Origin of the sequence: Streptomyces sp. NPDC002698 (genome assembly GCF_042888945.1) — a bacterium.
In the GTDB taxonomy this organism is placed as follows: Bacteria; Actinomycetota; Actinomycetes; order Streptomycetales; family Streptomycetaceae; genus Streptomyces.
Genome location: NZ_JBIAQM010000014.1, coordinates 23,607 through 37,793 on the forward strand (window position 1 = coordinate 23,607; position 14,187 = coordinate 37,793).

Annotated in this window: 11 protein-coding genes; 8 read left to right on the top strand and 3 right to left on the bottom strand. The window is 73.8% G+C overall.

The features are described 5' to 3' along the window. Positions 1-134 precede the first annotated feature (134 nt). Positions 135-2,312: a germacradienol/geosmin synthase Cyc2 gene (gene cyc2 / locus ACFYW9_RS20910; RefSeq protein ID WP_389152256.1), complete on the top strand. Its 2,178-nt coding sequence runs from the start codon at positions 135-137 to the stop codon at positions 2,310-2,312. Positions 2,313-2,333: 21 nt separating this feature from the next. Here cyc2 and ACFYW9_RS20915 read toward each other — a convergent pair whose 3' ends face one another. Beyond that, complete coding sequence (locus ACFYW9_RS20915; RefSeq protein WP_389152259.1) at positions 2,334-3,830, bottom strand: hypothetical protein; 1,497 nt, start codon at positions 3,828-3,830, stop codon at positions 2,334-2,336. A 197-nt stretch (positions 3,831-4,027) separates the two neighbouring features. Between ACFYW9_RS20915 and ACFYW9_RS20920 the strand changes: the two genes are divergently transcribed. The 4 genes from ACFYW9_RS20920 (at position 4,028) to ACFYW9_RS20935 (ending at position 7,760) form a co-directional block, all read left to right on the top strand. Then, the gene (locus tag ACFYW9_RS20920) at positions 4,028-4,789 is read left to right on the top strand and encodes a PDZ domain-containing protein (RefSeq protein ID WP_389152262.1); all 762 of its coding nucleotides are present in this window, start codon (positions 4,028-4,030) and stop codon (positions 4,787-4,789) included. 120 nt (positions 4,790-4,909) lie between these two features. Continuing rightward, positions 4,910-5,530 carry a LysE family translocator gene (locus tag ACFYW9_RS20925; RefSeq protein WP_389152265.1) on the top strand — a complete coding sequence of 207 codons (621 nt, stop codon included), beginning with the start codon at positions 4,910-4,912 and terminating at the stop codon, positions 5,528-5,530. Between the two features lie 94 nt (positions 5,531-5,624). After that, positions 5,625-6,749 carry a M24 family metallopeptidase gene (locus ACFYW9_RS20930; protein ID WP_389152267.1) on the top strand — a complete coding sequence of 375 codons (1,125 nt, stop codon included), beginning with the start codon at positions 5,625-5,627 and terminating at the stop codon, positions 6,747-6,749. A 63-nt stretch (positions 6,750-6,812) separates the two neighbouring features. Continuing rightward, positions 6,813-7,760: an aminoglycoside phosphotransferase family protein gene (locus ACFYW9_RS20935; protein ID WP_389152269.1), complete on the top strand. Its 948-nt coding sequence runs from the start codon at positions 6,813-6,815 to the stop codon at positions 7,758-7,760. 71 nt (positions 7,761-7,831) lie between these two features. Here ACFYW9_RS20935 and treZ read toward each other — a convergent pair whose 3' ends face one another. Then, complete coding sequence (gene treZ, locus ACFYW9_RS20940; RefSeq protein WP_389152271.1) at positions 7,832-9,577, bottom strand: malto-oligosyltrehalose trehalohydrolase; 1,746 nt, start codon at positions 9,575-9,577, stop codon at positions 7,832-7,834. Between the two features lie 193 nt (positions 9,578-9,770). Between treZ and ACFYW9_RS20945 the strand changes: the two genes are divergently transcribed. The 3 genes from ACFYW9_RS20945 (at position 9,771) to ACFYW9_RS20955 (ending at position 12,295) form a co-directional block, all read left to right on the top strand. After that, the gene (locus ACFYW9_RS20945) at positions 9,771-10,334 is read left to right on the top strand and encodes a DUF1707 and FHA domain-containing protein (RefSeq protein ID WP_328446933.1); all 564 of its coding nucleotides are present in this window, start codon (positions 9,771-9,773) and stop codon (positions 10,332-10,334) included. 219 nt (positions 10,335-10,553) lie between these two features. Further along, complete coding sequence (locus ACFYW9_RS20950) at positions 10,554-11,879, top strand: M14 family zinc carboxypeptidase (protein ID WP_389152275.1); 1,326 nt, start codon at positions 10,554-10,556, stop codon at positions 11,877-11,879. After that, a complete protein-coding gene (locus ACFYW9_RS20955; RefSeq protein WP_389152278.1) occupies positions 11,876-12,295 on the top strand; it encodes an SSI family serine proteinase inhibitor in 420 nt (139 codons plus the stop codon). Before ACFYW9_RS20950 ends, ACFYW9_RS20955 begins: the two co-directional genes overlap by 4 nt. A gap of 1 nt (position 12,296) precedes the next feature. Here ACFYW9_RS20955 and ACFYW9_RS20960 read toward each other — a convergent pair whose 3' ends face one another. Beyond that, a complete protein-coding gene (locus tag ACFYW9_RS20960) occupies positions 12,297-13,547 on the bottom strand; it encodes a M14 family zinc carboxypeptidase (protein ID WP_389152281.1) in 1,251 nt (416 codons plus the stop codon). Between the last annotated feature and the right edge of the window lie 640 nt (positions 13,548-14,187).

A 14,187-nucleotide genomic window follows, 5' to 3' on the forward strand; every position in this document is an offset into this window, starting at 1 on the left:
GAACGGCGAGGCGGCGGGGTGGTCCCGACCTGATGGAGAGGCCGTCGTGCGCGGCTTTCGGCGCGGTTCACGCGATGGTGTGATCATGTCCTGGCCTGCGGATGTGCGTGCGGGGCCCTGGGTAGGGCCCGGCCATGACGCAGCCGTTCGAACTCCCCCACTTCTACATGCCGTACACCGCCCGGCTGAACCCGCACCTGGACGAGGCGCGGGCGCACTCGGTCGAGTGGGCCCGCGACATGGGCATGCTCGAAGGCTCGGGCATCTGGGAGCGGTCCGACCTCGACGCCCACGACTACGGCCTGTTGTGCGCCTACACCCACCCCGACTGCGACGGACCGGCCCTCTCCCTCATCACCGACTGGTACGTGTGGGTGTTCTTCTTCGACGACCACTTCCTGGAGACCTTCAAGCGCACCCAGGACCGCGGCGGCGGCAGGGCCTACCTGGACCGCCTGCCCCTCTTCATGCCGCTCGACCTGTCGACCCCCGTCCCCGAGCCCGAGAACCCCGTCGAGGCGGGACTCGCCGACCTGTGGGCCCGCACGGTGCCCTCGATGTCCACGGCATGGCGCAGGCGGTTCGCCGTGTCCACCGAGCACCTGCTCAACGAGTCGATGTGGGAGCTGTCCAACATCGACGAGGGACGGATCGCCAACCCCGTCGAGTACATCGAGATGCGCCGCAAGGTGGGCGGAGCCCCCTGGTCGGCGGGGCTCGTCGAGTACGCGACCTCCGAAGTGCCCGCGTCCGTAGCGGAGTCGAGGCCGCTGCGCGTCCTCATGGAGACGTTCTCCGACGGAGTCCACCTGCGCAACGACCTCTTCTCCTACCAGCGGGAGGTCGAGGACGAGGGCGAGCTCAGCAACGGCGTCCTCGTCCTGGAGACGTTCTTCGGCTGCACGACCCAGCGGGCCGCCGAGACCGTCAACGACGTACTCACCTCACGGCTCCACCAGTTCGAGCACACCGCGCTCACCGAGGTGCCCGCCCTGGTCGCCGAGAAGGGGCTCACCGCGGCGGAGACCGGCGCCGTCGCCGCGTACACGCGGGGCCTCCAGGACTGGCAGTCCGGCGGACACGAATGGCACATGCGCTCCAGCCGCTACATGAACAAGGGCGTCGTCGAGGAGGCGCGGCCCTTCGGCACGGGCGGGTTCGGGACATCGGCGGCGGACGTCGGGGCGCTGCTCTCCGCGGCCGGGGCGGAGCGGCTGCGCGCGTACACCCACGTCCCGTTCCAGAAGGTCGGACCCTCCGTGCTGCCCGACTTCCACATGCCCTTCGAGGTCACCCTCAGCCCGCACCTCGCGGGTGCCCGGGACCGCCTCGTCACCTGGATGCACACCACGGGCATGCTCCAGGAGGGCGTCTGGGACGAGGACAAACTCATCGCCTACGACCTGCCTCTCTGCGCGGCGGGCATCCACCCCGACGCGACACCCGAGGCCCTCGACCTCAGCTCGCAGTGGCTGGCCTGGGGCACCTACGGCGACGACTACTACCCGCTGCTCTTCGGCAACCGCCGCGACCTGGCCGCCGCCCGGCTGACCACGACGCGCCTGTCCGCCTGCATGCCCGTCGGGGGTGAGGAAGCGCCCGTCCCGGTCAACGGCATGGAACGGGGACTGATCGACCTGTGGCGGCGCACCACCGCGGACATGACCCCGGACGCCCGGAGCACCCTGCGCGCGGCGGTGGACGTGATGACGGAGAGCTGGCTGTGGGAGCTGTCCAACCAGACGCAGAACCGCGTCCCGGACCCGGTCGACTATCTGGAGATGCGCCGGGCGACGTTCGGTTCCGAGCTCACCATGAGCCTGTGCCGCCTCGGACACGGCCGGACGGTCCCGCCGGAGGTCTACCGCAGCGGCCCCGTCCGTTCGCTGGAGAACGCGGCCATGGACTACGCGATGCTCCTGAACGACGTCTTCTCGTACCAGAAGGAGATCGAGTACGAGGGGGAGATCCACAACGGCATCCTCGTCGTGCAGAACTTCTTCGGCTGCGACTACCCGGCCGCGCTCGGCGTGGTCCATGACCTGATGACCCGGCGCATGGAGCAGTTCCAGCACGTCGCCGCCCACGAACTTCCCCTCCTGTACGACGACTTCAAGCTCTCGGAGGAGGCGCGTGGGATCATGCGGGGCTATGTGGCGGAGCTGGAGAACTGGCTGGCCGGAATCCTGAAGTGGCACCAGGACTGCCGCCGTTACGGCGCGGCGGACCTGGCCCGGCGCGCCCACGGCTTCGTGCCGGACCGGGTTCCCGCGCCGCCGATGGCCCTTCGGGCGCAGCCCGTCGCGCTCTGACGGATCCGCGGGGCGCGGGAGTCAGCGCCGGACGCTGCGGCGGGCCGCCTCGGAGAGCTCCGACAGGAGGACCGCCGCGGCCTCGGTGACCTCGCGGACCTCCTCCGCGAGGCCCGGGTCCGTGGCGGCCGCGCGGGCGACCTCGTGGTGCTCGTCGACGATGAACACGCCGAGGTTCGTGCCGCGCCAGTGCTTCAGCGAGTTGCCGGGCACCTGCGCGGTCTCCCCGGAGCCCGGTTCCGCCATGAGCGTCTCTCTGAGCCGCGCCAGGGTCCGGGCGGCCTCACGGGGCCGGCCCGCCTCCCGCTCCAGCCGGGAGAGCGTCAGGAGCGCCGAGACCCTGCTCCGGCCGATGCCCTGGAGCGAGGTGTGCAGCCGCTGGGCGCGCAGCGCCTGCGACGTGTCGCCCAGATCCATGAACTCCCGTGCCAGTCCGGACAGTTCGGAGATGCCCGACCCGGCCGACTCCCGGGCTTGGGCCCGCAGGTCGATGCCGTCGAGCCGCCGGATCAGCGCCACGCGCGCCACCTCGTCCATTCCCTGCTCGCGGGCGAGACCGGTCCAGGTGGACTCCGGTTCGTCGCCCGGATCGGTCCCGAAGAACGAGAAGTCGAGGCCGCGTGCCCACTCCCGCAACTCCTCGCCGCTCGCGCCCGGTTCCGGTATCCCGCCGAGTCCGCACCAGGTGTCGTACGTCGTCTCGCGGACGGTGTGCAGCAGCGGGAGGTCCTCGGCCAGGCCGTGCAGACCCACGAGGACGGCGGCGAGCCGCAGTTCGTCGGTCATCGAGGCCTCGGCCTCGTGCGCGAGGAGGTGGCGCAGCAGGGGCAGGTCGGTGTCGCGCCTGTCGTACTGGGCGGCGCGCAGCGCGAGCGCACGGCGGACCGGGTCGCGCGCCACCTCGTCCCGGGCGGTGCCCTGCCGCAGGAGGGCGAGGTCGGCCCTGCCCTGCCCGAGCACGGTGTCCCACAGGGGTGTGCGGGGGTGGTGGTCCAGCAGTTCGTAGGCCCCGCCCTCCTCCGCGTTGAGCAGCAGGAAGTCAGGCTCGGTGCGCAGCAGGGCCGCATGCAGCATGCCGACCAGTTCCACCGGTGAACGCTCGGGCAGTCCCAGCGCCGCGCGGAGTTCGGCGCGCTCGGCGTCGATTCCGTAGGACTCGCGTATCTCCTCCTCGGTCTCGGCGACCGCCGCGAGGATCACCTCAGGGCCGTCGGCGGGCGTCAGGTCCAGGTGGTCGTGCCAGCCCGGCAGCCCGATCACCGTCTCCAGCGCCTCGTCGACGCTGTTTCCGATGATCCCCGCACGGCCCTCGGAGTCGGCGTACAGCACCGAGCCGTCCGCGCACACGAAGTACGTGCCCCCCGTGTCGTCGCCCGCCACCGGCTCCAGCGGGCCTCCCGAGGCGAGCCGGACGTCCTCGCAGTGGTCGGCGCGGTCCAGGTCGAAGTCGAAGGGGAAGGCCGCCAGTTCGGCCAGGCGCGAGGTCTCGCGGAGGAGCCGCAGGGCGTGATCGCTCATGTCACAGAACGTAACAGCCGCCACTGACAAGGGGCCGGCCGTCTCCTGGGTCGGAGACGGAGACGGAGACGGAGACGGGGTCGGAGGCGGGCGGGGGCGGGGCGGCAGTCTCACTCGTTCGGGGATCGTCGTGGGCCGGAGCGCGGGGTAGAGCATCAGCCGAAGGCGGTCCGTAGAACATCTGCCGGAGGCGACCCATGGAACAGACCGCGCTGCGTCCCAAGCCGATGCCCGGCGGGGATCCGTCCGGCGGCACCCGTCCGTACGACAGCACCCGTCCGTCCGGCGGAGCCCGGCGCCCGCACGCGGCGCGGCGTCGTGGAAGGCGTCTGATCACCGTGGTGGCCGGGGTGTCCGCCGGAGTGGTCCTCGTCCTGTCCGGCGTGGGGCTCGGCGCGGTGGGCGCGACCGTGATCGGCGTGAGCAGGCTGGCGGACCTGCAGAGGCAGACCGGCGCGGCCGGGCAGCCACATCAGCCCTCCGCCGCCTCCGAAGCGCCGAAGCCGGGCGGTTCCGGGGCGCCGGGGCCGGGCGGCACCGGAGTGCCGAGGCCGGGCGGTTCCGGGGCGCCGGGGCCGGGCGGCACCGGAGTGCCGAGGCCGGGCGGTTCCGGGGTGCCGCGGGCCGGTGGGGTCACGGCGGAGTCCGGCGGCGGACCGGTCCGGCCGGGGGAGTCCGAGCGGCGGTCCGCACGGGGGACCCTCGGGGTCGAGGCGGTTGACGCCCCCGGCGGCGCGGGCGCGCTCGTCGTGGGGGTGCACCTCCCCGGTCCCGGCTACAGCGCGGGCCTGGTGCGCGGCGACACCCTGCTCGCCCTCGACGGGACCGGGATCACCTCGGCCGCCGACCTCGCGCGCGCGGTGGCGGACGCGGCGCCGGGCGTCGAGGTCACCCTGCGCGTGCGCCACGCGAACGGCAGCCGCGGACAGCTGTCCGCCGTCCCGGGCACCGCGACCTGAGACCCGGAGCCGCCGCCCCCGCCCGGGAGCCCGGAGCCGCCTCGCGGGCACGCACCCCGTTCCGGTGGGGCCGGGAGAAACATGCTGGTCAACGGCTCCGCGGCCCGCCATGATGGCCGCATGCTGAGCACCCTCGTCGCCTTCCTCGGCGCCTGCACCCTCATCGCGGCCTCGCCCGGACCGAGCACCGTGCTGATCATCAAACGGTCCCTGGGAAGCAGGCGGTCCGGTTTCCTGACCGTGCTCGGCAACGAGACGGGCGTCTTCCTGTGGGGCGCCGTCGCCGCGTTCGGCCTCACCGCCCTGCTCGCCGCCTCCGAGATGGCCTACGGCGTCATGCGGATCGTCGGCGCCGTGGTGCTCGTCGGCTTCGGCGTACAGACGCTGTGGCAGGCACGCCGCTCCAAGGGCGCCGCCGACGGCGGCTGGGAGGGCGCGGAGAGGAGCGGCTGGGCGTCCTACCGGGGCGGGCTGCTGCTCAACCTCGCCAACCCGAAGGCGGCCGTCTTCGCGATGTCCTTCCTGCCGCAGTTCGTGCCGGAGGGCGCCCCGCACCTGCCCGCCATGCTCGGCCTCGCCGCGCTCTGGGCGGTCTACGAGGTGGGGTACTACGGCGTCTACGTGTGGTTCGTCGGCCGGATGAAGGCCGTACTGTCCCGGACGGGCGTGCGCCGGCGCCTGGAGCAGGTCTCCGGAGGCGTCCTGCTGCTCCTGGGCGCCCGCCTCGCCCTGGAGGGCTGACCGGGCGCGGGCACGACCGGCTCGCGTACACCCCACCGGAGGGGCAGGATGCTGCCGTAGCCCCCTGGGGAACTCCGCACACACGGAGGCATGGATGACCGCCGCCACACCCGAGCCCTTCACCGCCGACGACTACGAGGCCCGTATGCGGCGTGCCGCCGAGGCCGCGGCCGACGCCGGGCTCGACGGCGTCCTGGTCGCGCCGGGACCCGACCTGGTGTGGCTGACCGGGTACCGCCCGGTGGAGACGGAGCGGCTCACCCTGCTGGTGCTGCGGGCGGGACAGGACCCGGCCCTCGTCGTGCCCACCCTGGAGGCGCCCGACGCGGCCAAGTCGGCCGGCGCCCCCGCGCTGACCCTGCACGCCTGGACCGACGGCACGGACCCCTACGCGGCCGCCGAGCCCCTCATGGGCCGCGCAGGCCGCTTCGGCATCAGCGACAACGGCTGGGCCCTGCACCTGCTGGGCCTTCAGAAGCTGCTCCCCGCGACCCGCTACTCGGCCCTGACCGAGGTCCTGCCGATGCTCAGGGCCGTCAAGGACGCGGCCGAACTGGAGCGGCTCGCGGCCGCCGGAGCCGCCGCGGACGAGGCGTTCGAGGAGATCCGCAAGGTGCGCTTCGCGGACCGCAGGGAGTCGGAGGTGTCCAAGGACCTCGCCGATCTGCTGCGCCGGTTCGGACACTCCCAGGTGGACTTCACCATCGTCGCCTCGGGCCCCAACGGCGCCAACCCGCACCACGAGGCCGACGAGCGGGTGATCGAGGCCGGCGACATGGTGGTCCTGGACTTCGGCGGACTCAAGGACGGCTACGGCTCCGACACCTCCCGCACGGTCCACGTCGGCGAACCGGACGACGAGGAGCGCAAGGTCCACGACATCGTGCGCGAGGCGCAGGAGGCGGGCTTCCGCGCCGTGCGCCCCGGGGCCGCCTGCCAGGACATCGACCGCGCCGCGCGCGCCGTCATCGAGGCCGCCGGGTACGGCGAGTACTTCATCCACCGCACCGGGCACGGCATCGGCGTCACCACCCACGAACCGCCGTACATGGTCGAGGGCGAGGAACAGCCCCTGGTCCCCGGCATGTGCTTCTCCGTGGAGCCGGGGATCTATCTGCCCGGCCGTTTCGGGGTCCGTATCGAGGACATCGTCACGGTGACCGAGGACGGCGGACGCCGGCTCAACAACACATCCCGCGAGATGGTGATCGTCGACTGACATGCGCCCGCACACCGCGCGGCGATCCCTTCGCCCCCGCCCCCGGACGACAAGGGCGCGACCATGAACCCGACACCGGCACCGGCCCCCGTACCGACCTCCGAGACCGTCCGCCAGCTGGTCCGCGCCCTGCTCTCCGACGACGCCGCGCCCGGTCCGGGACCGGACGTACGGCCCGTCCGCGAGCAGGGCGGGCACACCTGGTGGGTGGGCCGACGCCATGTGCTGCGGCTCGCCCCGGACCGTGAGGCCTCCCTGCGGCAACGCCGTGAACTGCGGCTGCGCGATCTGGTCCGCCCGTTCGTCGGGGGCACCGTTCCCATGAGTGTGGCGCAGGGCGAGTGGGCGAGCGGACTGACCTACACCCTGGACACCAGGGTGCCCGGTGTCCCGGGCGAGGAACAGGCCGTCTCGGCACTCGGCGAGGCCGACCTGGCCGACCTGCTGACCGGGCTGCGCGAGGTCCCCGTACCGCAGGCCGAGACGCTGGGGGTGCCGCGGACCCCGCAGCGCTCCCTGGAGGCCCTGCGGGCCGCCGCCGTACGAGCCGCCGAACGGATTCCCGCGGAGGAGTTCGACCCCGCCCGCTTCGACCAGCTCGCCGCGTCCGCCGCCGTGCAGCTCGGCGCGCAGACCGGCGCCCCGGTGCTCGTCCACCACGAACTCCTCGGCGAACACCTCGTGGTCAGTCCCGACGGCCGGGTACGGGGCGTCCTCGACTGGACCGGCGCGGTGACCGGGGATCCCGCCGAGGACATCGCGGGACTGGCCCTCGCCGTCGGCGCCCCCGCGGCCGTACGCGCCGCCACCCTCGCCGGTTACGGCGCCCGCCCCTGTCTGCGCGGCCTGTGGCTCGCCCGCTGCGACACCGTCATCCGGCTCGCCGACCGCCTCCGCGGCGACGACGCCGGACAACTCGCGCTCGCGGAAGCCCGGTTGGCGCGCACCTGGGAGCCGATCCTGCTGGAGCGGGTCACGGACCTGCGGGACCCGCCGGACGGGACGCCGTAGGGACGCGCCGGACGGGACGCCGCAGGGACGCGCCGGACGGGACGCCGCAGGGACGCCCGTCCGGAACGGCCTCACCCCTGGGTCAGCACCACGCACGACTCGCCCGGCACGTTCAGCACCCCGTCCGTGCCCGGTGCCTCGACGGGGTCCCAGGCCGCGAGGACGCGCGCCCGGCGGATACCAAGGGGAATCGACGCCGGGTCCTTGCCGAGGTTCACGGCGATCCGGACGTCCCCGCGCCGGACGGCGACCCAGCGGGCCCCCGGATCGTGGGCGACCCTGACCGCCGCGAGGTCGGGGTCCGACAGGTCGGCCTGGCTCCGGCGCAGGGCGATCAGGTCGCGGTACCAGGCCAGCAGGCGCGCGTGCGGAGCCCTTTCGGGTTCCGACCAGTCGAGACACGAGCGGTCCCGGGTCGCCGGGTCCTGCGGATCCGGCACGTCCTCCTCGGCCCAGCCGTGCGCCGCGAACTCTCTCCGCCTGCCCCGCCGCACGGCGTCCGCGAGCTCGGGGTCGGTGTGGTCGGTGAAGAACTGCCAGGGGGTCGTGGCGCCCCACTCCTCGCCCATGAAGAGCATCGGCGTGAACGCCGCGGTGAGCGTCAGCCCGGCGGCGCAGGCCAGCAGCCCGGGGGAGAGGGCCGCCGACAGCCGGTCCCCCTGGGCGCGGTTGCCGATCTGGTCGTGGGTCTGGGTGTAGCCGAGCAGCCGCTGCGCCGAGACCCGCGCCCGGTCGAGCGGACGGCCGTGACGGCGCCCGCGGAAGCTGGAATAGGTGCCGTTGTGGAAGAAGCCCGACGTCAGCGTCTTGCACAGCGCGGCGAGCGGGGGGTGCGCGAAGTCCGCGTAGTAGCCCTGCGCCTCGCCGGTCAGCGTGGTGTGCAGCGCGTGGTGGAAGTCGTCGTTCCACTGGGCGTGCAGCCCGAGGCCGCCCTCCTCGCGGGAGGTGATGAGCCGCGGGTCGTTGAGATCCGACTCGGCGATCAGGAAGAGCGGTCGGCCCAGGTCGCCGGCGAGCGCGTCCACGGCCGCCGACAGCTCCTCCAGGAAGTGCACCGCCCGGGTGTCCCGCAGCGCGTGCACCGCGTCGAGACGCAGCCCGTCGAGCCGGTAGTCGCGCAGCCAGGCCAGCGCGCTGCCCACGAGGTACGCGCGCACCTCGTCCGAGCCGGGCGCGTCGAGGTTCACCGCGGAGCCCCAGGGCGTCTGGTGGGTGTCCGTGAAGTAGGGCCCGAAGGCGGGCAGGTGGTTGCCGGACGGGCCGAGATGGTTGTGCACGACGTCCAGGACGACTCCCAGGCCGAGTTCGTGCGCCCGGTCGACGAAGCGCTTCAGCGCCTCGGGACCGCCGTACGGCTCGTGCACCGCCCACAGGGAGACACCCTCGTACCCCCAGCCGTGCCGGCCGGGGAACGGGCACAGCGGCATCAACTCGACGTGGGTGACGCCCAGTTCCGCGAGGTGTCCGAGCCGGTCCGCCGCCGCGTCCAGGGTGCCCTCGGGGGTGTACGTCCCCACGTGCAGTTCGTAGAGGACCGCGCCCGGCAGCGGGCGCCCGGGCCAGTCGGCGCGCCACGCGTACCCCGCCGGGTCGACCACGGCGCTCAGTCCGTCGGGACCGTCCAGCTGACGGCGCGAGCGGGGATCGGGCAGGACCGGCCCGTCGTCCACCGCGAACCCGTACCGGGTCCCCGCCGCCGCCTCCGCCTCGCCCGTCCACCATCCGGCACGCCCGGGATCACGGTCCAACGCGCGCGTGACACCGGCGCAATGGAGCGTCATCCGCTCGGCCCGTGGTGCCCACACCTCGAATCGCATGGACGCTTCCCCCTCGTAGGCTCGCAGTGACTCAGCCCGTCCATGGTGCTCCACCGGAGATCAATTCGCTTTCGTATCCACCCTTTTGCCGCGTGTTCGTCGCCCTTTGGTCGCGCGAACGGCCGCACGCGGCCCCACCAGCCGTTTCCGGGTCTTCTGGACACCCTGTCGTTACTGGCCGACAATCACGAGCGTGACGTCGTCCTTCGAGTTCCACACGTACCCCGCGCGGCTGTCCGACGCGGAGCGCGACCGGGCGCTCAAGTCCCTCCGTGACGGTGTCGCGCTCGGCCGTCTTTCACACGACACGTTCATCCGCCGTATGGAGCTGGTGCTGTCCGCCCGCCGCTCCGAGGAACTCGCCGTGCTCACCGCCGACCTGCCCGGCGACGGGCCCGCCGCGCGGCGCTGGTCGAAGCGGGTGTTCGGCACCGTGGAGGCCGTGTCCGGCTTCACGGTCCGGCTGCGCCGGGCCTGGCAGGCCGAGCGGCTGCCCAAGCTCCAGCTGCCCGACCCGAGGGACGCCTACCCGCTGCGCATCGGCCGCGACCCGGCCAGCGGACTGCGCCTCAACCACGAGACGGTGTCCCGCGTGCACGCCGAACTGCGCCGCCAGGACGGTGTCTGGGTACTGCGCGACCTCGGCTCGACCAACGGCACGACCGTCAACGGGCGGCGCGTCATCGGCGCGTCCGTGGTGAAGGCCGGCGACCAGATCGGCTTCGGCCGCATGCTGTTCCGCCTCGCCTCGGCCTGAGCCGCGGCGCCGCACGGGAGTGCCGAGGAGCCCTGGCGCGCCCGGAGAGCGGGCCCGGCCCCGGGTTCACCCGCCGGCCCCCGCAACATCCTTTCGCTCCCGTGGTGTTGACGTACCCCGGGACTCGTGACTGACTGTGTGTACTTCGTGCACATCAGGTGAACGACGGCACCGTTCGAGTGGAGGTGTGCCCTGCCGCCACTCCGTCGCTACCCGACCGTGGACGAACTCGGCGTCCGCGCCGCCGCCCTCGTCGCCAGGCGCCCCGACGACGCCCGGCTGCGCCGCGTGGGCACCTCCCGGGCGGGCACACCGATGCTGCTCCTGTCCGTCGGACACGGCAGCCGCCAGGTCCTCGTCGTCGCCGGACCGCACGCCAACGAACCCGTCGGCGGCGCGACCGTCCTGCGGCTGGCCGAACGGGCCCTCGCCGACCCCCGCCTCACCGAGGGCGCGGACGCCACCTGGAACCTGCTGCTCTGTCTCGACCCCGACGGCTCCCGCCGCAACGAGGCCTGGCTCCAGGGCCCTTACACACTCGGCCACTACTTCCGGCACTTCTTCCGGCCCGGCTTCCTCGAACAGCCGGAATGGCTGCCCGAGGGCCCGGACGCCGCCGCCCTGCCCGAGACCCGCGTCCTGCTCGCCCTCCAGGACGAGCTGCGCCCGTTCCTCCAGTGCTCCCTGCACGGCGTCGACGTCGGCGGCGCCTTCGTCGAGCTGACCCGCGATCTGCCCGGCCTCTCCCAGCGGGTCGCGCACAGCGCGGCCCGCCTCGGCATCCCGCGCGAACTCGGCCCCTACGACACCCTGTACTGGCCCGCGCTCGGCCCCGCCGTCTACCGCGTCCCGCCGCCGCGCCGGGGAGACCTGGCCGCCGCCATCACGGAGGCCGCGGTCGACTCCACCTGGTTCCACCCCCAGCCGCACGGCACGGTCACCGCGATCGTCGAGGCACCCATGTGGGGCGTCGGCGCCGTCGAGGACCGGGCCCGCCCCGCCGATCCCGACGCGGTGCTGCGTTCCGTCAGCCACACCCTGCGGCACGACACGGCGGTCCTGGAGGACATCCTGGCCCGGGTGCGGCCCGGCCTCGGCGGCTCGTCGGAGGCGGCCCGTCTGCTCGCGCCCGTCGACGACTATTTACTGGTCGGACCCGGACTCGCCGACTCCTGGGACCCCGACGTGCGCGACGCCGACGGGCGCGCCCTGCCCTCGCTCGACACCGCCCGGCTCACCGCCCTGCGCCTGGCCGGGCGCAGGGTCGCGCTGCGCACGGCCGGGCTGCTGCACCAGCTCGTCACCGCCTCCGGCCAGGACCCGTGCGGCGCGCTGCCCGAGCTCGACCGGCTGATCGACGCGTGGTGCGCCGAGTACCGCGACGGCTGCGGAGCACGCTGGATCCCGGTCGCGCGCCAGGTCGAGTACCAGGCCCGGGTCGTGCTGGCCGCGTTCGAACTCGCCGGGCGTCACACCGGCACGCGTTCCCGTTCGGGTGACTCCGGCTGGACCGCGCAGGCCACGGTGCCGATGCACCGGGAATGACGACAACCCTTCGAGCGATCCGCGCCGGCCTGCTCGTCCCGCTCGCGCTCCTCCTGGCGGGCGCGGCCCCCGCCGCCCACGCGGCACCCGGACACGACCTGCCCGGCGACTGGCTCCGCCTCGCCGTCACCCGCGGCGACGCCCCCACCGGCGACGCCCGCGGCGTCCTGCTGCTCTGCGACCCGCCCCGGGGCCACGCCCACGCCGAGAAGGCGTGCCGGGAACTCGCCGCCGCCGGGGGCGACATCGGCCGCATCCCGCGTCGCGCCGGTGCCATGTGCCCGATGCTCTACGCGCCGGTGACGGCGTCGGCGTACGGCGTGTGGGACGGCCGCCGGGTCGACTACACGCACGCGTTCTCCAACTCCTGCGTGATGGGGGCCGAGACGGGCGCGGTGTTCGACCTGCCGGGCTGAGTCAGGCGGCGCCGTCGCGTGCGTGTCGGGCGGCCGCCATCACCGTACGGGCCTGGTGCTCGACCTGGTTCTCCAGCGGCACCCAGCGGGCCCGGAAGCGTTCGGCGAAGGCGTCGCTCCAGCCGGCGACCAGCTGTCCGAGGCGGGGCGCCTCGCGGTCGCCGGCCTCCTGGAGGACGCGCAGCAGCATCGACGCGGCCCGCAGCGGGATCCTCCGGCCGAACGCGTCCACGCTGCCCACGTACGCCATCGTCGTGTCCACGGGGGGTGGCAGCGACCAGTCGGCCGCCAGCCCCGGCACCAGTTCCAGCGCCCACTTCGCGGCCCGCAGCAGCGGCCCGTCGGGACCCCGCAGCCGGGGCAGGGCCCGCCCGAGCACCTCCTCCACCTGACCCGCGTCCGTCACCAGCCGCTGGGCCAGGCGTCGCATCGCCGCCGCGGGCGCGGGGTGCGGCGCAGGGTCGTCCACCAGGTCGCTGGCCCACATCGGCACCTCCACGACGGCCGTCAGACCGCCGTACCGGTGGGCGTGGTACCAGGTGCTGTGCCGGGCGTCGTCCGGCATGCTCGGGTACGCCGTGACCGAGCCCGGCGCCGGCATCACATGCACCCCGGGCCCGGAGGCGGGCCAGCCCGCGGCGTCCGAGGCGGCCGTCTCGACCGGGATGCGCAGCTCCGCCGCCGACTTGGCGAACGGCTCCGCGAGGCCCGGGATGTCCTTGGTCAACTGCACCCAGCTGCCGCCCAGATCGGTCCCGTGCAGCGTCACCTGGAGATAGGGCCGCACCTCGTCGATGACCCGGGTCAGCGCCCGCGTCTCCGGCGGCAGCCGGTCGGGCGGCAGGACGGAGGGCGACCACTCCGGCTGCTCGGGCCCGGCCGGACGGAAGAAGCCCAGGTGGTAGTCGAGGAGCGTCCGGGGCGCGGGTGTCACATGAAGGCTCGCCCCGTCGGGGTCCGCGCACAGCAGGAAGTGCCAGGAGGTGTCCCTGCGCAACTCCCGCCGGTACAGCACACGTTCGGCCAGGGACAGCAGCGTCGAACCGCCCGTCGGTTCGTTGGCGTGGGCCCCCGCCACGACGAGCACCGCGTGCCGGGCGTGACCGACGGACAGCAGGTGGAGGGGTCTGCCCGCGCGGGAGGTGCCCACTTGTCTGAGGACGCACAGGTCTGGCCGGCGGGCCGCCAGCGCCCAGGCGGACGACACGATTTCGGTCACACTGGGGTAGCGCAACTCCGGCAGATGACTCACCCCCGACTTGTCCGCCCTGCGTCGCTTTTGGCAGTACTCCACGGTCTCGGAGAACTGTCAAGGACACGTCTGCGCGGCCGCGAGGGAGTCCAGGTGGCATTTTCCGCCGGCAACGGGCGGTGGAAGGTGCGCGGCCTTTCCCGGCCGGAGCGGACGGCGTCCCGCAGGCCTGCGGCGTACCGGACGGGACTCCCGCAAGGGGCGCTCGGGAGGAGACGGCCGGCGTACGCGCGCGCCACGGGCGGGAGGACCGGGACGACGTACACGATTCACTCGTCCGGGTGTACGGGAACTGCGGTCCGGGGCGGTCGGTGGTCGACTCGGAACAACCGCGCGCGGGTCCGGCGCGCAGACCCGAGGTGGTGGCCCGCGGTGCTGTGTCCACACGGCCTTCCCGGCGAAGGCGCCCCGCCGGCGACCCCCACGGTCCCACCGGCCCCGATCCCGTCACCTCCACCGCCCGACGCGGAATCGTTCCTGCCGTTCGGCGCCGGGACCTTCCCGTCGTCGGACGCCGGGACCTTCCCGCCGGTCGCTGCCCCGGCGCCGGCCCACGCGCCGGTGGTGCCGTTCGCCCCGTCCACCCGCTCGGCGGACGGGCCGTGCGGGCCCTACACGCCGCCGCGCGGGTCGTCCGCGC